The 20633-nt window shown below is 75.0% G+C and carries 10 protein-coding genes; 4 read left to right on the top strand and 6 right to left on the bottom strand.

All coding sequences use genetic code 11. The features are described from left to right. Positions 1-128 precede the first annotated feature (128 nt). The 3 genes from ABT118_RS06775 to ABT118_RS06765 are packed head-to-tail and all read right to left on the bottom strand — an operon-like array spanning position 129 to position 3246. Positions 129-1466, bottom strand: coding sequence for a flavin monoamine oxidase family protein (locus ABT118_RS06775; protein WP_350645436.1), 1338 nt, complete (start codon positions 1464-1466; stop codon positions 129-131). Continuing rightward, entirely contained in the window at positions 1463-1720 is a 258-nt protein-coding gene (locus ABT118_RS06770; RefSeq protein WP_350645435.1) for an acyl carrier protein, read from the bottom strand. Before ABT118_RS06770 ends, ABT118_RS06775 begins: the two co-directional genes overlap by 4 nt. After that, entirely contained in the window at positions 1717-3246 is a 1530-nt protein-coding gene (locus ABT118_RS06765; RefSeq protein ID WP_350645434.1) for an amino acid adenylation domain-containing protein, read from the bottom strand. The genes ABT118_RS06770 and ABT118_RS06765 overlap by 4 nt, the downstream gene beginning before the upstream one ends. 588 nt (positions 3247-3834) lie before the next feature. On the opposite strand from ABT118_RS06765, the gene ABT118_RS06760 reads away from it, so the two are divergent. The 4 genes from ABT118_RS06760 to ABT118_RS06745 all read left to right on the top strand — a co-directional run bounded on the left by ABT118_RS06760 (position 3835) and on the right by ABT118_RS06745 (position 13253). Then, the gene (locus tag ABT118_RS06760) at positions 3835-4179 is read left to right on the top strand and encodes a S26 family signal peptidase (protein WP_350645433.1); all 345 of its coding nucleotides are present in this window, start codon (positions 3835-3837) and stop codon (positions 4177-4179) included. A 202-nt stretch (positions 4180-4381) separates the two neighbouring features. Beyond that, entirely contained in the window at positions 4382-10897 is a 6516-nt protein-coding gene (fxsT, locus tag ABT118_RS06755) for an FxSxx-COOH system tetratricopeptide repeat protein (protein ID WP_350645432.1), read from the top strand. Between the two features lie 5 nt (positions 10898-10902). Next, positions 10903-12177: a CHAT domain-containing protein gene (locus tag ABT118_RS06750; RefSeq protein ID WP_350645431.1), complete on the top strand. Its 1275-nt coding sequence runs from the start codon at positions 10903-10905 to the stop codon at positions 12175-12177. Beyond that, positions 12174-13253, top strand: a complete 1080-nt coding sequence (locus tag ABT118_RS06745) for a hypothetical protein (RefSeq protein ID WP_350645430.1) — start codon at positions 12174-12176, stop codon at positions 13251-13253. The genes ABT118_RS06750 and ABT118_RS06745 overlap by 4 nt, the downstream gene beginning before the upstream one ends. 16 nt (positions 13254-13269) lie before the next feature. On the opposite strand, the gene ABT118_RS06740 is transcribed toward ABT118_RS06745, so the two are convergent. The 3 genes from ABT118_RS06740 to ABT118_RS06730 form a co-directional block, all read right to left on the bottom strand. Then, a complete protein-coding gene (locus tag ABT118_RS06740; protein ID WP_502884492.1) occupies positions 13270-14241 on the bottom strand; it encodes an ABC transporter ATP-binding protein in 972 nt (323 codons plus the stop codon). Next, positions 14238-17063 carry a hypothetical protein gene (locus tag ABT118_RS06735; protein WP_350645429.1) on the bottom strand — a complete coding sequence of 942 codons (2826 nt, stop codon included), beginning with the start codon at positions 17061-17063 and terminating at the stop codon, positions 14238-14240. Before ABT118_RS06735 ends, ABT118_RS06740 begins: the two co-directional genes overlap by 4 nt. Positions 17064-17172: 109 nt before the next feature. Then, the gene (locus tag ABT118_RS06730) at positions 17173-20541 is read right to left on the bottom strand and encodes an FtsX-like permease family protein (RefSeq protein ID WP_350645428.1); all 3369 of its coding nucleotides are present in this window, start codon (positions 20539-20541) and stop codon (positions 17173-17175) included. Positions 20542-20633 lie beyond the last annotated feature (92 nt).

Genomic DNA, 20633 nt, shown 5'->3' with positions numbered 1-20633 from the left:
GGTGGGACCGTTGCCGGACGGGCAGGTTGAAGAGAAGTCAGGTGCTCGGCAGAACGGGGTGGTTCGGCGGAACAGGGGTGGAGCGGGGTGGAGCAGATCGGGGTCGGGCAGGACGAACCGGAAGGCGCTCAGGCCTGGTTGAGGATCTCCGCGACCACGCGGTGGCCGGACCGGATCGCGCCTTCCATCAGCCCGAAGTACTCGGTGCTGGTCTCGGTGCCGGCCCAGTGCACCCGCCCGTGCGGCGCGGTGAGGGTCGGGCCGAGCCGGAGCCAGTCGCCGGGCCCGAACAGTGCGGCGTAACAGCCGTGGCTGTACGGCTCGTTGACCCAGTCGGTGAGCCGGAAGCCGATCGGCTCCGGCAGCATCGGGAACAGCCGGGCGGCCTGCCCGACCGCCGCCTCGCGCTGCTGCTCCGGGGTCAGCGCCGCGTACCGGTGCGCCTCGCTCCCGGTCACGAAGCCGGTCAGCACACCGACCCCGCCGCCGGCCGGCGAGTCGTCCACGGTGGAGAGCAGCGGGCCCTCGGCGTTGACGGACCAGCCGGAGAGCCCGTGCTCGCGCCAGACCGGCTCGGGGTAGACCAGGTTCACCTTGACCGCACAGCCGCGGGCGGTGCGCCCGCTGGCCCGCCGCACCGGCAGTTCCGGGCGGTGCTCGACGGCGTCCGCCAGCAGCGGCGGCAGTGCCAGCACCGCCACGTCCGCGCGGTAATCCCCGTGCGCGGTACGGACGGTGACGCCGTCGTCGTCCTGGTGGACGGCGAGGACGGGCTGGTTCAGCCGGACGCGTTCGCCCAGCCGGTCGGCCAGCCGCTCGCACGCCTGGTGGGCGCCGCCGGCGATCCGGTCCTGCTGGGCACCGCCCTCGAAGGCGTTGAGGTAGCGGATGCCGCCGCCCGAGCGCAGGTAGAACGCCAGGTGCAGGACGGAGACGTCGGCCGGGTCGGCGGCCATCATCTCGCCGAGGAAGAGCGGGAAGAACAGCCGGGCGTCCGGGTGGGTCAGGTGCTGCTCCGCCCACTCGGCCGCGGTCAACCGGTCCAGCCGCTCCGCGTCGGGGGTCAGCCACGGGGCCTCGGGCCGGACGGCGGCGGTGAGTTCGTCCAGCAGCTCGAACATGTCGCCGAGCGCCACCGCGTTGAGCGGCGGGAACCGTCCGTCCCGGGTGGTGTCCGCCGCGCCGAGGGCGAAGCGGCTGGCGCCGTGCATCGTGGTCGGGGTGGTCTTGAGATCCAACTCGGCCATCAGGGACAGCAGTTCGGTGTGACGCTCACCCAGGTAGGCGGCGCCGGCGTCGATCCAGGCGTTCGGCCCGACCTTGAGGCCGTGGGTGCGGCCGCCGACCCGGTCCCGGGCCTCCAGCACGGTGACCTCGACGCCCGCCGCCGCCAGCCCGGCCGCGGCGGTCAGTCCCGCCAGGCCGGCGCCGACCACGACCGCGCTGGTGCGGTAGGAGGCGTTCACCGGGCGGCCACGATCTTTTTGGCGAGTCCCTCCGGGGTGGGCGCGAGCAGGAAGTCCTCGAAGGCCAGCTCCACGCCGTGGTTGCGGGCGATCGCGCTGAGCACCCGGGTGGCGATCAGTGAGTCGCCGCCGAGCTGGAAGAAGTCGGACTCCGCCGTGACGTCGGCGGTCTCCAGCACGCGACGGAAGATCGCCACCAGGTCGTCGACCTCCGCACCGGAGGCGGCGGAAGTGCTGGTAGTGGGGCTGCTCATTGGAGGTCTCCTTTGACCTGTCTGTGGGCTGCGTAGCGCTGGTGCGACCCCGCGCGGTCGACCTTTCCGCTCGGGGTGAGCACGAGATGGGGGACGACGGTGATCCGGCTGGGCACCAGATGGCCGGGAACCCGGGTGTGCAGATAGGACCGGACGTCGCTGTCCAGGGTCCCGACCGTGCCGGGCGTACGGGGCACCACGTAGGCGACCAGCGCGGACCGGCCGGCCAGCACGGCGCCGGTCACCGCCACCGCGGTCACCTCGGGGTGGCCGGCGATATGGGCCTCGACCTCGGCCGGGTCCACCCGGATGCCGCGGACCTTGACCTCGTGGTCGAGCCGGCCCCGGTGGGTCAGGACGCCGTCGGGTGCGCTGCTCACCCGGTCGCCGGTGCGGAACAGGCGCTCGCCGTCGAGAAGGGTGAAGGCCGCCTCGGTGGCCTCGGGCCGGCCGAGGTAGCCCAGCGCCAGCCCGGGGCCGCCGATCAGCAACTCACCCTGCTCGCTGATCCGTTCGACCACGTGCGGGAGGGCCCGGCCGATCGGCACCCGGCTGTCGTCGGCCCAGGTCCGAGGGGTGGCCTCGGGCCCGTGCAGGTCGACGGCATGGGTGACCAGGGTGGTCTCGGTGCAGCCGTAGGTGTTGACCAGGCGGATCCGCCCGGTGTCCAGGGCGCTCCAGTCGGCCAGCCGGGCCGGCTTCGCGGCCTCGCCGCCGATCACCACCAGCCGGACGCTGCCCGGCAGGGCGAGCCCCTCCTCGGCGAGGTGGAGCACCAGCTCGTGCCAGAAGGCGGTCGGCAGGTCGAGCACGGTGATCCGCTCCCGCTCGACCAGCCGCAGGAAGCGCGGGAACGATCCCGAGTGCGCCTCGCGGTCGAGCACCAGGGCGGCCCCGGTGGTGAGGGTCGGCAGGATCTCCTCGAAGCAGGTGTCCCAGTTCAGCGATGCGAACTGCAGCACCCGGTCCGCTGGCGTGAGCGCGAAGAGTCCGCGCAGCGAGTGGACGGCGGCGGAGATCGCCCCGCGCGGGGTGACGACCGGTTTCGGCTGCCCGGTGGAGCCCGAGGTGAAGAGGATGTACGCCGGTGCCGCGGGTTCGCGGCCGGCCGCCGGAAGTTCGGCCGCATCCGGTTCGGAATAGTCCGACTCGACGTATTTCAAGCCGAGTTGGGCGGCTGGTCCGGGTTCGGCGGCGACCATGGTGCGGCAGTCGACCGCCGACAGCATCGCCTGTTGTCGCGGCAACGGGAATGCCGGATCGACGGGGCAGTAGACCCCTTCGGCGGCGAGGACGCCGAGCAGCCCGACCACCGTTTCCGGTGTATGCGTCGCATGGACCGCGACCACGCCGGGATTGGGTCCCAGACGTGCGGCAAGCGAGTTCGCCAGCTGGTCGAGCCGACGATAACTGATGGCGTGTCCTTGGTGGACGATCGCCGGACGATCCGGGTTACGAAGAGTTGTTTCCCTGAACACGTCAAGGAGGTTGGGTGCAACCTCGATGGCGTCATGAAGATTTGACATGCCCGCCCCAGGTCATGCTTGCGAGCGCTTGGTCTGTGCTCGGCGATCCGGGACTCTACCTTCGAACATGTGTCGCCACAATGGTTGTTGAGGCTGTTTCCTCAAGGCGGCGTGGCTGAAATGTGAACACGCTCGAGCGGGCCGGACGACGTGCGACGCGAGGGCGATTGACTGCGCACCGCGCATGGACGGCTACGCCAGGTGGTTTTGCCGCAGCCTTGCCCAGCGGCCCTCGGCGGGAGTGCGGGCATTTCAGCCCGGGTTCCCATCTCCGTTGGAAATAGCGCCGGTTGACGGTCCGTCGAAATCAGGACGGCGGAATTCCGCCGGGGCGGAAAGGACCGGAGCTACGGGGGCGATCCGGTAAATCGCCGCTGGACCGGGTTGGCGCACGCTCGGAATCACGGCTGAAACCGCCCGGTGGCGACCCGGCCCGGACCGAGGTCGGCTGACCGGGACCGATCGATCCCCCGGGTGCGCGGTCATCCGGCGAGCAGGTGTTCCGCCCCGAAGGCCGCGGCCGTGTTCCCGTGCCGGAACGGGCTAATTCAGTGGGGGAGTTCCGGCCGGTTCTGCCACCATCGGCGGATGGGTGTGCTGGACGCGGTAGCAGGCAGGGTCGCCGGTGGGGCCACGGTGGAGTTCCGCCCGAGCGGCAACTCGATGGTCCCGTTGATCCGCAGCCGGCAGCAGGTCGTGGTGGCTCCGGTCGACCCGTCGAGGCTGGCGGTCGGGGACATCGTGCTGGCCCGCGTCGCCGGGACGGTCTACCTGCACCTGGTGTCGTCCGTGGACCCGGCCAGGAGACGGGTGCAGATCAGCAACAACCGCGGCCGCGTCAACGGCTGGACCGGCCACGACCGGGTCTTCGGCATCTGTACGGCGGTCGACGGAGTTCCCCGGCCGGGTGCCGTCGGCAAGCTGCGGATCTGACGGGGCGTCACCGGTTGGTGCCATCGGGGTGATTTCGGTGACAGACCGGTCCGACGCCACTACCGTTGGCGATCGGGGCAGACGGCCGGGGTGGGGGCACCTGACAGTGATGATGTCGAGGACGACGTATGTCCGGTCCGAGGGCAGGCCGGTCGATCACGAGGCGTTCGAACAGCGCCGCCGATCGGTCTCACCGAACGCGTTGGCCGGAAACCCGCACACCGAGCAGCGCACCGTGGTGCTCCCGCCCGCAGCGGCCGAGGCCGCGTTGCGGGTCGAGGTGGCACCGCCGGGGCGCAACCTCCCGCCGCGCGCGGCGGGAGAGCTGGTCGGCCGGGAGGAGGCACTGCGGGCGATCGCCGACGCGCTCGCGGCCGGCGACGGCAGTGGCCTGGTCACCCAGGCCACCACCCTGCACGGGCTCGGCGGCGTCGGGAAGACCACCCTCGCCCTGCACTACGCCTACGCCAACGTCGAGGACTACCGGCTGATCTGGTGGATCACCGCCGAGTCCGAGGAGCAGGTGGCCGAGGCGTTCGCCGACCTCGCCGTCCAGCTGCACCCGACCTGGGCGCTCGGGGCTCCGCCGAGCCAGCAGGTGGAGTGGGCGCTCACCTGGCTGCGGGCGCACGACCGGTGGCTGCTGGTCTACGACAACGCCGAGGACCCGGTCCACCTCACGCCCTACCTGGGCCGGCTGCTCGGCCACGGCCACCAACTGGTCACCAGCCGCCGGGCCGGCGGCTGGCACCCGGGCATCAGCCCGATCCGGATCGACGTGCTCACCAGCTCCGACTCGGCCCAACTGCTCTGCCACACCGCCTTCCAGGGCGCAGCCGTCGAGCGGACCGAGCAGGCCGAGGCGCAGGCCCTCGCGGACGAGCTCGGCAACCTCCCGCTCGCCCTCGCCCAGGCCGGGGCCTACGTCCAGCAGACCGGGACCACCTTCGGCGCCTACCGGAGCCTGCTGCGCTCGGCCGGCCAGGCCGAACCGGGCGTGCCGGCCCGCACCGTCGACACCGTGGCCCGGCTCTGGCGGACCACGCTGCGCACCGTGCAGACCACCGCGCCGTTCGCCGTCGCACTGCTGCGCACCCTCGCCTGGTACGCGCCGGACGCCGTACCGCGCGAGGCCCTGCTCCCCTTCGGCGGGCGGCGCCCGGGCGAGGTGGACGCGGCGCTGGAGGTGCTCGCCGACTACAACCTGATCACCCTCGGGGAGAGCACGGTCACCGTGCACCGGCTGCTGCAGAGCGTGCTCCGCGCGGCCGACCCGGCCAAGCGGGTGCGGAGCCGGGCCGAGGGCCAACTGGCCGAGGCCGTGGCCAGGTTGTGGCCGACCGCCGACCTGAGGCTGCGGCGGGCGCTGCTGCCGCACATCCGGGACCTGGCCGCCACCGGCCCGTCCGAGCGGCCCACGGCCGAGACGGCCGCGCTCTACGCGGCGGCACTGGAGGAGCTGACCGACAAGGCGCAGCGGGTGTTCGCCATCCCGCTGGCCACCGCACTGGCCGACGCCCGGACCCGGCTGCTCGGTGCCGACAACGCCGACACGCTGTCGGCCCGGGGCCGGCTCGCCGAGCTGCACGCCCGCGCCGGTGACCCGGCCCGGGCCGTGGTGCTCAGCCGGGAGGTGGTGGCCGACCGGGTCCGGCTCCAGGGGCAGGACCATCCGGACACCCTGGCCGACCGCAACACACTGGCGCACGCGTACCGGAAGGCCGGCGAACATGCCAGCGCGGTGGCGGAGTTCGTGTCGGTGGTGGCAGAGCGGACCCGGGTGCTCGGCGCCGACCATCCCGACACCCTGTCCAGCCGGTCCGGTCTGGCGTACGCGCTCCAGGTGGCGGGCCGGCACCTGGAGGCGGTCCGGGAGCTGGAGCAGCTGCTGGCCGATGCGACCGGGGTGCTGGGCGCCGACCACCCCGAGCTGCTGGCCCACCGCGACAGCCTGGCCTTCGCCCAACTCACGTCAGGGAACCACCGCTTGGCGGTGGAGATGTATCAGCAGACGGTGGCCGACCGGGCGCAGGCTTTCGGGCCCGACCATCCGGACGTGCTCACCAGCCGGGGCTGGCTGGCGGAGGCGTACGCGGTGGCGGGAGACCGCGCCGCGGCCGTCGCCGGGCACGAGGCGGTGGTCCGCGACCGGGCCCGCACGCAGGGCGAGGACCACCCCCGGACCCTGGAAGCCCGTGGCTGGCTCGCCAAAGCCCGTTCCGTGGCCGGCTATCCATCCCTGGCGGCGGCGGACTTCACCGACCTGGTGGCCGCCTACGTCCGGGTGCTCGGCCCGGAGCACCCGGACACCCTCGCGGCGCGCAACGGGCTGGCCTCCGCGTGGATGGCGGCCGGTGACCACCGCAGGGCGGTCGAGCAGCACGAGGCCCTGGTCCGGGACCGCGCGGCGGTCCAGGGGCCGGACCACCCGGACACGCTGGAGGAGCGCGGCGATCTCGCGCTCGCGCTGCAGCGGGCGGGGCGATTCGTCGAGGGGCTGGCGGGCCGCGAGCAGTTGGTCGCCGACCGGGTCCGGGTCCAGGGGCCTGATCACCCGGACACGCTGGACGAACGGGGCGCGCTGGCCCGGGCGTTGCAGGTGAGCGGGCGGCCCCGGGAGGCGCTGGCCGAGCGCGAGCGCCTGGTGGCCGACCGCACCCGGGTGCACGGCCCGGACCACCCGGAGACCCTGGACGAACGGCTGAGTCTGGTCCGGGCCCACAGCGAGGCGGGCGACCATCGACGGGCGCTGGAGCTGTGCGCGGAACTGGTGGCCGACGCCGAACGGATCAACGGCCCGGACCACCCGGAATCGCTCTCCAGCCGATGGTGGCTGGTCTCCCTGCACTGCGACGCCCGGGCGTACCGCCGTGCGCTGGAGCTCCTCGACGCCCTGCTCCAGGACCGGACCCGGGTCCAGGGCGCCGATCACCTCGACACCCTCAACGTCCGGTTCTGGCAGGCCAACACCTGCGAGGAGATGGGTGACCACCGGCGGGCGCTGGAGTTGTACAGTGCGCTGATCTCCGACCGCGAACGGGTCCAGGGGCCGGACCACCCGACCACCTTCAACTCCCGTTGGTGGCAGGCCCACGCGTACCGCGAGGCCGGTGAGTACCGGCGCGCGACGGAGCTGTTCGGTGCGGTGTTGGCCGACCAGGTGCGGGTGCTCGGGGCGGATCACCCCGAAACCTTGAACACGCGGCTCTCGTTGGCGCGGGCCCACTCCGCTGCGGGTGAGTACCGGCGGGCGTCGGAGTTGTACGGCGAGCTGCTCGCCGACCGTGCGCGGATTCAGGGGCCGGACCACCCCGAGGCTCTCAACGTCCGTTTCTGGCAGGCGTTCGCGGACCGGGAGGCCGACGAGCACCAGCAGGCGGTGGAGGCGTTCCTCGGGCTGGTGGCCGACTACGAGCGGATCCACGGCCCGCACCACCCAGCGACGCTGAACACCCGGTTGGCGCTGGCCCGGACGTACTCCGTTGCGGGCGAGCACCGGCGGGCGCTGGAGTCGTACGAGGCGCTGGTGGCGGACTGGGCCGGGTTGTCGGGGGCGGACCATCCGGATGTGGTCAACGCCCGTTGGTGGCAGGCTTCCGCCCACCGGGAGGCGGGTGACCACCGGCACGCCGTGGACCTGTTCGAGGTGTTGGTGGCCGACTACGAGCGGATCCACGGCCCGCACCACCCGGGGACGCTGACCGCTCGGTTGGCGCTGGGCCGGACGTACTCCGCTGCGGGTGACCACCGGCGGGCGCTGGAGTCGTACGAGGCGCTGGTGGCGGACTGGGCCGGGTTGTCGGGGGCGGACCATCCGGATGTCCTCAACACCCGTTGGTGGCAGGCTTTCGCCCATCGGAAGGCGGGTGACCACCGGCACGCCGTGGACCTGTTCGAGGCGTTGGCAACGGACCGCGAGCGGGTCCAGGGCCCGGGGCATTCGGACGTGTTGGAAACGAGGATGAGCCTGGCGAGGACCCTCACCGTGGCGGGTGACCACCGGAGTGCGGTCCAGGCCTATGAGGCGCTGGTGGCGGACTGGGCCGGGTTGTCGGGGGCGGACCATCCGGATGTCCTCAACGCCCGTTGGTGGCAGGCTTTCGCACAGCGTGACGCCGGCGACCACTGGCGCGCGCTGGAGCTGTACCGGTCCTTGGCGGCCGACCGCGAGCGGGTCGAAGGTCCGGAGAACCCCGGCACGCTGGTGGCCCGGGCGGGGCTGGCCTGGACGCGCTCGGTCGCGGGTGACCACCGGCAGGCGGTCGAGTCGTACGAGGCGCTGGTCGCCGACCGGGAGCGGATCCAGGGCCCGGACCACCCGGACACCTTGATCACCCGGTCCGATCTGGCTGCGGTGTACCTGGCTGCGGGTGACCACCGGCGGGCGGTGGAGTCGTACGAGGCGCTGGTCGCCGAACGCGAGCGGATCGAGGGCCCCGAGCACCCGGACGTCTTCGCGGTGCGGTTCAGCCTCGCTCGGGCACTGGCCGATGCCGGTGCACACCAGCGCGCGCTGGTGTCGTTCGAGGCATTGGCGGCCGACGGCGCGAGGATCAGGGGGCCCGAGCACCCGAGCACGCTCGACTACCGGTGGTGGCAGGCGTGGCAGCACCACCTGGCGGGTGACCACCGCAAGGCCGTGGAGCTGGCCGAAGCACAGGTGGCCGACCGCGAGCGGATCGACGGCCCCGGGCACCCCAATGCCTTCAACAGCCGGTCCCTGCTGGCCAGGTGCTGCCGGTCGGCGGGCGAACAGCGCCGTGCGGTTGGCCTGTTGGGCGATCTGGTCGCCGACCGGGAGCGGGTCCAGGGCCCGGACCACCCCGACACCCTGGCCGAGCGTGGCAATCTGGCCGGTGCCCGCCGACAGGCCGGGCTGGTGCGCCAGGCACTGACGGACCGTGAACTCCTGCTGGCCGACCGGACCCGGATTCACGGACCCGACCACCCCGAAACACTCGCCGCGCGCTCCTTGCTCGCCTGGACGCTCCAGAAGGCTGGCGCCCACAGCCGGGCGATCGAGCTGTTCGAGGAACTGGTCGCCGACCGGGAGCGGGTCCAGGGCCCGGACCACCCGGACACCCTGGCCGAGCGGTCGGAACTCGGCCACGCGCTCCGGGCCGCCGGTCGACGCTGCCGGGAGGTGGTGCTGCGGCGGCAGCTGGTCGCCGACCGGGAGCGGGTCCAGGGCCCGGACCACCCCGACACCCTCGCCGCGCGTTCCGGTCTGGCGCACGCGCTCCGGTGGCGCTGGGACCACGACGGGGCCGACGCGCTCCACCGGGCGGTGCGGGCCGACCGGGCCCGGGTGCTCGGGGAGGTGCACCCGGACACCCTCGACAGCTGGGCCGGGATTGCGTACAACCTCCACCAGGCGGGCCGGCACGCGGAGTCGGCGGAGTGCTACCGGGAGGTGGTCGCGGCCGCCGCCGACGCGCTCGGCCCGGCTCGCCCGGACGTGTTCGGGCTGCGCTGCGACCGTGCCTGGACCCTGCTGCTGGCGGGGGACTACCGGAGTGCGGTCGAGGAGCTGTCGGCCCTGCTGGCCGACTGGTCGGAGGCGGCGGGGGCGGGCCACCCCGGAGTGATCGAGGTCGGACGCCTGCTCGTGCTCGCCCGTCGGCAGAGCGGCGACCACACCGGCGCCGTGGCGCTGGTGGCCTCGCTGGCGGAGACGGCGGCCGAGTTCCTCGGGCCGGCCGACGAGGAGACCCTGACGACCCGGGAGACCCGGGGCCTGCTGCTGGCGCTCGGGGACCGGCAGCTGCGCGGAGTGGTCCTGCTGGAGGAGCTGGCGGAGGAGTGCGTCGAGAGCCTGGGCCGGTGCCACCCGCTCACCCTGAGTGTCCGTCAGAGCCTGGCGTACGCAAGGCTGTCGGCCGGTGACCCGGACGGAGCGGTGCGCGTCTACACGGACGTGCTGGCCGACCACTACGCGGGCGTGCTGCCCGACCATGCGCCGGACGGTACCGCCCGCCCCGGCTCTCCCGTGCTGCCCGGGGCCGGGGACCAGGAGAGCGACGAGCCGGCCCTGGTGATCGGGAGCAGGCGGCCGCAGGACAGCGAGGTCTTCCCGACCCTGGCGATCGGGCTCGCCCAGGCCCTGGCGGCGGCCGGACGGACGGCCGCCGCCGAGGAGTTGCTGATGGCCACCTGCGCGGGCCGGGACGCCGTGATCGGCGCGGGCCATCCGCTGGCGGCCGAGAGCAGGGCCGCGCTCACGCGCCTGCGCGACAGCGGTCCGGTGCCGGTCGCGGCCCTGCCCGCGCTGCCCAGGACGGCCGCTTCGCTGCCGGTCCCGGCCTCCCGCAGATCGCGGGGGACGGCCGCGGCGAAGGCCGGGCCGCCAGCGGTGCGGGCCGCCTGGCAGCCCCGGGTCACGATGCTCGACGAACCCGCCGTCGGCGCGGCCGTCCGGCTCCGGCTCCGGCTGGAGCCGGTACCGGAGGCGGCCGAGGTCGAGGCCGATGCCGGTGAGCTGCCGAACCTGCACCTGGTCGCCTCCGTCGGCCGGCACGCCGCGGTCGAGCCGGTCGTGGCCGGGTTCGTCCCCGCCGAGGCGCCGGCCGAGTTCGTGTTCCGGCCGAGCGCGCCGGGCCCGCACCAGGTGCGGATCACCGTCTACGACGAGGGGCACGGTGCGGCCCTCCAGGACCTCGTGGTCGTGGTCGACGTCCCCGCAGCAGCGGCCCTCGGGTCCGCCGAGAACCAGGAGTGACCGACGTGCCCCGTGAACTCCCGGTCGAGATCCGGCACAACCCCTCCGCCGACTACACCAGGCTGCCGCGGCCGCGGGGTTCGGCCGGTGCGCTCGACCTCAAGGACCCCGCTCCGCTGGACCTGGTGGTGACCCTCCGGCGGCACGGGGACGCGCTGCAGATCTCGGCCTGGATGCCGGGGGAGCGGTCGCCGCGCACCCGGACGCACCGGGCCGAACTGGCGGTCACCGCACCGGAACTGCTCCGCCGCGCGGCCCGGCTGCGGACCAAGTGGCGGGACCGGCTGGTGAACTACTGCTCGGTGGACGACTTCGGGATGTCGCTGGGGGACTACCCCTTCGCCAAGGCCGTCGACCTCACCGGCCTGGCGCCGGTGGTCGAGCTCAGGGTGGCCGAACTGGCGGAGGAGGGTCGGTACTTCCTGGAGTCGATGCTGGCCGGGCCGGACCGGGAGCTGGGCCTGTTCCGGGCCCATCTGAACCGGGTGCTGACCGAGCAGGGGGCGCTGCGGGTCAGCTTCGACTCCGAACTCCACCTCCCCTGGCCGATGCTGGCGGTCGACGGGGGCGGCGGGGACACCTGGACCGACTTCCTCGGCTACCGGCACCAGGTCGAGCAGACCGGTGCGGCCTATCCGCACATCCAACCGCCGTACCCGGCCCGGTCCCGTCCGGTCACCAGCCTCAACACCGACGACACGCTGGACCAGGTCGGCCGGGCGCCCGAGGTCCGCCAGCTGCTGGAGGACCGGACCAAACTGACCGTCAGGACCGAGTCCCAGGGGCTGCTGGAGGCGCTCGCCACCGCGGTCCTGGACGAGGACCTGATGTACTTCTGGTGCCACGGCCAGTTCGTCGACAACGGCTCCTCGTACGCCCAGCTCGCGGTCCGGCTGACCGACGAACTCGACATCGACGCGGACCTGGTGCGCCAGTACCGGCGGCGGCACCTCGACGCACCCGAGGCGATGTTCCGCCCGTTCGTGCTGCTGAACGCCTGCCACACCGGGCAGTCGGCCGCCGCGGAGCTGGAGCACCTGGGCCGGGCCCTGGTGGACCTCGGCGCGGACGGCGTGCTCGGCCCGCAGATCGCCATACCGCAGGAGTTCGCGGCCGAGTACGCGTTCGCCTTCCTGGACCACTACCTGACCGGCGAGTTCACCGCCGGCGAGATCACGCAGCTGTTGGTCCGGCGCTTCGCCCACGAGTACCGCAACCCGCTGGCGCTCGCCTACTCGCTGCTCTGCGGCATCGACAGCATCCTGGAGCTCACCCCATGACGTCCGCTGCCCGCTCCACCTCCCGTTCCGCCTCCCGTCGACGGCGCCCCCCGGCGGTCGTCCGCCCGGTGGCGGTGGACCTGGACGAGCTCGGCCGACTGCTCGTCCCCGGCACCCGCGCGCCGGTGCCGGGCGCCCGGGTCGCCGAGCAACTGGCGCGGCAGCTGCGCGTCCCCGCCCGGGCGACCGACATCTACGTGTACGTGCACGGCTGGCAGACCAGCCCGGCGGCGGCCCAGCGCGCCGCCGCCGGGCTGCTCGGCCGGGCGGTCGAACTCCAGCGGGTGGCGCGGGCGGCGTACCCGGGGTTGGCGCGCGGGTACCGGCCGTGGTGCGTGGTGGTCCGCTGGCCGTCGTCCAGCCTGCCCTCGCTCGGCGGCTACCGGCGCATCCGCGACCGTGCGCACGCGATGAGTGAGCCCGGCCTGGGCCAGGCGAGCCAGGTGATCGGCCACCTGCTCGGCTACCTGGACGCGGACCGCGGCAACCCGGCCGAGCCCGCCGTCATGGCCAATCGCTCCGGCCAGTACCTGCACCTGGTCGGGCACTCCTTCGGCGGGCGCTTCCTGTGCGAGGCGGTCCAGTACGCGGCCGACCGGCCGGCCGGCGCCCCGGTGCTGGGCTGGAGCCACCCGGCCGACCCCGCCCGGCCGTTCACTGCGGACAGCGCGGTGGTGTTCCAGATGGCCGCCCCGCGCGACGTGTTCGAGGAGCGGTTCGAGCGGCTGTTCGCCGCCCCCGGGCGCTCCGGTGCTCCGCTGCGCGGGCCGCTGGTGCTGACCCATTCGCGTTGGGACCGTGCGACCGGCTTCTGGCACCTGCGCGCCGAGGGCCGCCCGGGCATCGGCCACTCCGGGACCGGGGCGGCGCCGGTGCACCAGTTCTCCACCCTGCTCCGTCCGACCGGTTCGCCCTACCCGCAGCACGTGCTGGACCACCCGATCGTGAACATCGATGCCAGCGGGGTCTACCGGGGCGGGCCGGCCACCCGGCTGGCCCCGGCCGGGGCGCACTCGGACTTCCAGCACCCGGAGTCGGCCCACCTGCTGCTGAGCCTGGCCTCCCACTCGCGCTGACCGCTGACCGCTGCCATTAGTCCGCAGGAGCCGCCACCGGGCGCTCGTGGTCGGGCCAGACGGTGATGTGGTCGTGCTCCAGGACCAGCCGCACCCGGTGCGCCAGACCCAGCGACTCGGTGAACTCGCGCGGGAGCTGGAGCCGTCCGACCCGGTCCAGCACGGTGTACTCCTGGGCGGTGAGGGTGCCGTCCGCCCCGGTGGCGGCCGGGTGCCGGAGCACTTCGGTGGAGGTGCGCCCGTCCCGGATGCGGACGGTGCGGCGGACCTGGTCGGCCACCAGCGGGTCGTGGGTGACGATCAGCACCGTGGTGCCCAACTCGCTGTTGGCGGTGCGCAGGGCGGCGAAGATGCCCTCCGAGGTGGTGGCGTCCAGCTCACCGGTGGGCTCGTCGGCGAGCAGCAGGCGCGGGCGGTTGGCGAGGGCGACGGCGATCGCCACCCGCTGCTGCTCGCCGCCGGAGAGTGCGGCGGGAGTGCGGTCGGCCGCCTGGGCGATCCCCATCAGGTCGAGCAACTCCAGCGCCCGAGAGCTGCGTTGGCGGCGCGGCAGGCCGACGTACCCCATCGGCAGCTGCACGTTCTCCCGGGCCGTCAGGTAGGGCAGCAGGTTGCTCGCGGTCTGCTGCCGGATCACCCCGACGGTCCGGCGCCGGTAGGCGGTCCGGGCGCGCTGCCCGAGCGCGCCCAGGTCGGTGCCGTCCACCTCGACGGTGCCGGCGCTGGGGCTGTCGAGGCCGGCCAGGATGCCGAGCAGGGTGGACTTGCCGGAGCCCGAGGCACCGACCAGGGCCAGCAGTTCGCCCTCCTGCACGGTCAGGTCCAGCCCCTGGAGTGCCTGGACCTCGACCCCGCCGCGGGCGGTGGTGCCGGTGCGGTAGATCCGCACCAGGCTCTGGCAGGCCACCATCGGCCGGGCGGTCGGGGCCGGGGCGTGGCTGGTCGGGGTGCGGCCGGTCGGGGGCCGTTCGGTCGGACGGGCAGTCACAGTGCCTCTCCCAGTCGTAGGACGGCGCCCAGGCCCCGGCGGCGGCTGATCGCCGCTTCCAGCGCGGCGGCCGCCAGTACCAGGACGGTCAGCGCGCCGCCGAGCAGCGCCGTGGCCGTCCAGTCGATCTGCGGGGCGGGCTCGAACGGCCCGCCGGTCAGTGCCCCCAGCTGCAGGCCGGGGCCGAGCGCGCCGGGCAGCAGCAGGCCGAGCGCCGTGCCGCCGACCGCCGCCGTGAGCAACAGCGGTAGCAGCTGCAGCACTTGGAGCCCCAGCACCGCACGGCCGGTCAGCCCCAGGGTGCGCAGGTAGGAGGTGGTGCGGGCGCGTTCGGCGGCGCCGAGGACCAGCTCCAGCACGAACGCGCCGAGGGCGAGCAGCAGGCTCAGCCCGGTGGCGGCCCGGAACGCGAGCCGGAGCGAGTGGGTCAGCCCATCGGTCCGCAGCAGGTCCAACTCATTCGCGCGCACCCGGAGTTCGACCGTCCTGTTGGTCGCGCCATTGAGCGCGGTCGCCCCGGCGGCGGCGTCCCGCACGGCGGCGGGGTCGACCGGCGGCCCGCCGGCGGCCGGGTAGAGCAGGAGGGCGGACGGGCGGTTGGCCTGCGCGGGCAGCCGCTGTGCGGACGGGCCGGTGAACAGCAGCAGCGGACCGGCCTGCGGGCCGTCGCCGAGCACCGGCCCGAGTGCCGGATCGCGCAGCGCCTCGGCGGGCAGGGAGCCGACCAGGCGGACCAGGAAGCGGTTCAGGCCCGGCGCGGCCACCTCGAAGGTGCCGTCGGGGAAGGCGGCGGCGAGCCCGGGGTCGGCCAGTGCGCTCAGGACGGGGCCGGAGTCGGCCAGGCCGACGGCCGTGTCCACCCCGTCGGCGGCGAGCAGGGCCCGGGCCAGCGGCGAGGAGGGGGCGGCGGCGCCGAGCGCGGCCGCGTCCAGGCCGACCAGCCGGGCGCCCTGGAAGGCGGTCCCGTCGTCCTGCGAGGTCAGCTCGCCCGTCACGCCGGTCACGGTCACCCGGTGGCCCACGGTGCGGACCGGCGCCAGGTCGTCCGGCAGCCGGTCCCGCGGCCCGACCAGGGCGATCGGTGCTCCGCCGGTGCGCCAGTCGGCGGTCTGCGCGGCGCTCCGCTCCAGCGTGCGCGCGACCATGCTGCCGAAGACCCCGCCGCCCACGGCCAGCACCAGCACCAGCAGGGCGAGCGCGGCCGCGCCGCTCTGCGCACCGGCCCGGGCCAGCCCCACCAGCGGGACCAGGCCGGACGAGCGGCGGGCCCACCGGGTGGCCCGGAGCAGCAGCGGGGGCAGCAGCCGGAGCAGCACCAGCACCATGACCAGCGCCAACAGCACCGGCACCAGGGAGAGTTGCAGGTCGATACCGGATCCTGCGAAGGCACCGCGGGCCCGCAGTGCGGCCAGTCCGCCCCCGGCCGACAGCAGGACCAGGCCCTCCAGCACGAGCCGGCGCGAGCGGGGCAGGGGCCCGGCCCGCCCGGCCGAGGCGAGCAGGACGGCGGCGGGCGCGCACCAGACCAGCAGGGCGGCGACCAGCACCGGCACCGGTGACCCCAGCCCGGCACCCGGCGGCGCGAGCGCGAGGCCGACCGCCCAGCCCACCGCGACGCCGAGGCAGACCCGCACCGCGGCCTCGGCGAGCAGGCGGCCCGCGATCCCGGTCAGCCGGGCGCCCCGGGAGAGTTGAAGGGCGAAGGCACCGCTGCGGCGCAGGGCGCCGAGCCGGGCGGCGGCCACGGCGGTGGCCACCACCACGGTGAGCAGCCCGACCAGCGCGAAGCCCTGCAACTGCTCGGTGCGCCCGCGCCGGACGGCGAAGGCGTCCAGCTCGGGGGTGATCCGGTCGGTGACGACGGCCTTGGAGACCAGGTGGTCGGCCAGGACGCACCGGTCATCGAAGGCCTGACGGCACAGCCGGGTCGAGTCGACCGCGCTCAACCCGGCCAGGGCGGCACGCAGTCGGGCCAGCCCGGCCGCGGTGGCAGCAGGGCCGGAGCGGTCGACCGCCACCGGCAGGTCCCAGGCCAGCTGGAGCGACACCTCGCCGCGGCTCTCGGCCTGCTCGATCCCGCCCGAGCTGGTCAGCACCTGGGCGTTCAGCTCCTGGCCGCTGCGGGTCGGCACGGTCAAGGGCGCGACCAGCAACGGGAACTGCTGCCAGAGCCGGGCCGCGCCGCGGTCGGTCCGGAAGACCCCGACCAGGACCACGGGGGTGGCCCAGGCGTTGCCCCGCAGCCCGAACTGCTGACCCGTCGTCAGTCCGAGCCGCTCCCGAGTGGTTTCGGAGACCGCGATCTCGATCGGTGCCGCTGTCGACGGGCCGGTTCGGGGGTCCGGCGCGGGTTGCCCCGGTGCACGGCCCTGGACGTACTCCACCGGGGCGCCGGCGGCGTCGGGCCGGGCGTACGCCAGGCTGAGCTGCGCGGGCACGCCGTACGGAGCGGGCACCCCGGGGCCTTCCGCCGCAGCGCTCGGGGTGGTCGCGCGGCCCGGTGACGAGCCGAGCGCGGCGGACAACGGCGGGGCGGCGGCACCGCGCAGTGCCGTGCCGACCGCGTCCAGGTCCCGGTCGAGCGTGCCACGGAGCACCGGACTGCGGGAGTACATCGGGTCGGTGTGGGCACGGGCGGAGAGCAGCGGTCCTGGAACCTGGGCCCGGGTCAGCCGGTCGGCGAGCGAACCGGCCGCCAGCCGGTCGAAGAGCGGCGGCCAGCTCAGCGGGATCGCGGTGAGCAGCACGGTGAGCAGCCCGAGCACGGCTGCGACCGGCCAGGCGATCCGCGCCTCGCGCCGGATCAGACGCAGTGTCAGCATGTGCAGCTCTTCCTGTCGGAACGTCCGGGCCCGCCGGTGCCGCCGCGCCGGTACGGAGGGCGATCGGTCGCCGGGCCCGTCCGGGGTCGGCCATGGTCCGCGACCGGGCTCATCCGGTGTCCCCCGCGCGCAGGGCCCGGACCAGGTCGACCCGGGCGAGCAGCCGGGTGAGCACCAGGACGGCCAGGGCCAGCAGCAGACCGCTGGCCAGCACCGTGAGGGCCGCGGCGGGTCGGCCCGGGGCGGCGTCCAGCGCCGGGAAGAGCGCAGCCGAGGTGTCGTCCAGCACGAGCAGGGGCAGCAGCAGGTCCGCCAGCAGCAGGCCCAACAGGCCGCCGAGCAGCACCGGGAGCGCGGTCACCGCGACCTGTTCGGCGCGGAGCAGCGCGGTCAGCTCGGCCCGCCGCACGCCCAGCGCACGCAGCACCGCGAAGTCCCGCCGACGGGCCCGGACCGCGCTCACCGTGTGCAGCGTCAGGGCGGTCACGGCGAACAGCGGTGCGGTGACCAGGACCAGCAGCCAGGCGCAGTGCAGTCCGGTCCGGAACGGGTCGTCCGCCAGCCCGGTGGCGACCCGGCGGGCGCTCTGCGCCAGGCCGAACCCGCCGCGGCCGTCCGCGGCGGCCCAGGTGGCGGCCGGGTCGCTGCTGCTCAGCCACCAGCGGACGTCGACGGGCGGCGTCGCGCCGCCGGGCGCGCGGGCGGCGGCGAGCGCGCGCAGATCCAGCAGCAGGTGCCCCTGGCCCCGTTCGTAGCCGGGCAGCACGGCGATCTCCCCGGTGATCAGGACCGGCTGGCCTCCGGCCCGGCGCTGGTCCCAGCTGAGGTGGACGGTGTCGCCGACCCTGGCGTTCAGCTCGGCCAGCAGGGCGCGGTCGGCGAGTGCGGGCAGGGCGGGGAGCGCCGGGGCGGACGTTCCGGTCCCGGGCAGCACCGCGAAGACCGCGTCCAGGGCGGCCAGATCCGGAAGGTCGGAGAGCCATGCGGGCCGGTGCGAGCGCAGCACGGCGCGGAGCAGGTCGGCGCCGTCGCTCTGCCAGGTGCAGGCGGTGGCCCGGTCGTTCTCGGGGGCCAAGTCGTTGAGGTAGGAATCGGCCTTCGGGGCGGGCCCGGCACCTGGGCAGCCGAGTGTGTCCGGTGCGCCGAAGGCCGTACCGGAGCGGAACCAGCTCTGGCCGGGCGGGAGCGCGAGCCCGGTCCGCCGGTCGGCGGTGACGGCGTCGATCCGCGACAGGCGCAGGTCGAGCGTGGTCCGCGCGCTCAGCTCGGCGGGGAAGCGGACCCCGAGCCGACTGATCGTCAGCGGGTAGGCGCGCCGCTCGGCGCCGGGCAGCTCCAGGGGCAGGGTCAGGGTGTGCGGGCGGCCGTCGGCGGGCGAGGGCACCGTCAGGCGGTCGGTCAGCCCCTGGGCGTCCTGGACCCAGAGCTCCAACTGCAGGCCGGCCACGGCCTGGTCGGCGGTGGCCTGGACGGTTGCCTCCAGGGCGGTGGGCCGGTCCGGTACCGGGATCCCCTGGGCCGGTACGGCGCTCAGCGGGGCCAGCAGCTTCCGGTCCGGGCCGAGGACGGGCAGCCCGCCGGAGCCGGCGGCGGCCGAGGTGTCGACGGCGACGGTCCGCACCACCGTGCTGCCGACGAAGGCGGACTGCTCGGCCACCGGGGTCAGTCCCGTGACCCCGGGCAGCGCGGCCAGCGCGGTGTGCCGCTGCGCCGACGGGCCGGAGACCCCGGACAGCCGGAGGTCGGCGCCGACCGCGAAGACCCCCCGGTCGCGGTCACCGGTCGGCAGCGCGGCCAGCACCCCGGCCGCCAGAGTGCCGCAGGCCACCGCCAGCAGCGTGACCAGCACCGGTACCGACTGGCGTCCGGCGTCGCGGCTCAACTGCCAGCCGCCGAGCGGCAGGACCAGCCCACGGGCCCGGCTCGCCGCCCGTTCCAGCAGGCGTCCCAGCAGCGGCAGCAGCCGCAGCAGCAGGACGGCACCGGCCACCGCCAGCGCCATCGGGGCGAGCACCAGCACCGGGTCGACCCCGGCGTCGAGGCTACGGCCGGGGTGCCGGGCCACCACGCCGCCGTAGTGCCGCAGTTGGAGGAAGCCGAGGACCGCCACGGCGAGCAGGGCCAGGTCCGCGCCGGCCCGCTGGGCGCCCGCCCGGAGCGGTCGGCGCCCGCGCAGCGCCCGCTGGGCGCCCGGATCCAGCGCCTGTACGGCCAGCGGCACCAGCAGCGCCGCACCGTGCATGGCGAGGGCGAACGCGGCGGTCCACCAGGCGGTTCGGCCGCCGGCCGTGGTCAGGCCGTGCACCCCGGCGCTCCGCAGGACGGCGGCGAGCAGCGGTTCGGACAGCAGCAGCCCGGCCAGGGCGGCGGGTACGGCGGCCAGCGCCCACTCACCGGCCGCCACCGCGAGCAACCGCAGCGAGCCGGCGCCGCGCGAGCGCTGGAGCGCCTGCTCGGCCGCCGCCGCGTCGGCCAGCCGACGGGCCGTCAGGACCAGCACCACGGCGGCGAGTACGGCCAGTAGGGCGAGCGGTACGGCGATCTCGGCCCGGGTCGTCAGGGCGGGGAGCGCCAGGTTGTCGACCGCCGCTGGCAGGTCGCTGCGCACCGTGGTGTCGGTCAGCGCCGGGGTGCTGCCGCGGTAGACCGAGCGGGCGGTGTCGCCGGCTGCGAAGGCGGCCACCCGGTCGCGCAGCGCGGTGAGTCGGGCCAGGCTCAGCCCGTCGGTGTCGGGCAGGGCGAGCCAGACGGCCAGCGTGCGGTTGCCGAACGCGGGCAGCGCGGTCAGCTGGGCGCTGTCGGTCAGCAGCAGGACGGGGGCGGCGCGATCGCCGCCGCCGAGGCCGGACCAGATCGCGGCGGCCGCCGGGGCGGGACGGTAGACGCCGGTCACGGTGAGCTTGAGCGGGCCGCCGGTGAGCGGGTCGCGGACGATCGTGCTGCCGCCGCTGTCCAGGCCGAGCCGGTCGGCGGCGGCTTCGGGGAGGGCGACCCGCAGTGTGCCGTCGGCGCTGGGAGCGGGAGTGTCGGCCGGGGCGGCGGGAGCGGAGGCGGCGGTGGGCCAACTGCCGCTGCGGAGGGTGGCGTAGCGACCCGGGTCCGGCAGGGCGACGGGGAGCCCGGGCAGCACGGTGTCGGCTGCCTCCTGGCGCCCGGCGGGCGGCAGCGGCAGGGCCAGGGCACCGGTGACGCGGAACGCCGTCTCGGTGCGGAACGGGGTGCCGCCCATGGTCCGGACCAGCGCGGTGTGCACCGCCCGGTCGGCCGCGGGCAGCCCCTGCGCCGTCCAGCGCGCGTCCACCTCCACCGAGCGGCCGGCGTCGGCGGCGAGCCGCTCGCGCACCCCCGTGGCCGCAGCGGCCCCGGCCAGCCCGGCCACCGCGGCCAGCACCGCCGTCGCCACCAGGATGCTCACGGCGACCGCGGCCAGCACCAGCCCGTGCCGCCCGATCCGGCGCCCGACCCCCGTCAGAACCACTTGCCGCTCCCCTCGGCACCCTCCGGGCCGGAGAGCGCGTGCCACGAGATCATCCGCGGCACAGAGTTGAGGTTCTATCACAGGAATCACAC

This window comes from Kitasatospora sp. NPDC002040, assembly GCF_040296785.1.
Lineage (GTDB): Bacteria > Actinomycetota > Actinomycetes > Streptomycetales > Streptomycetaceae > Kitasatospora.
This window is presented reverse-complemented; position numbering and strand designations above follow the sequence as displayed.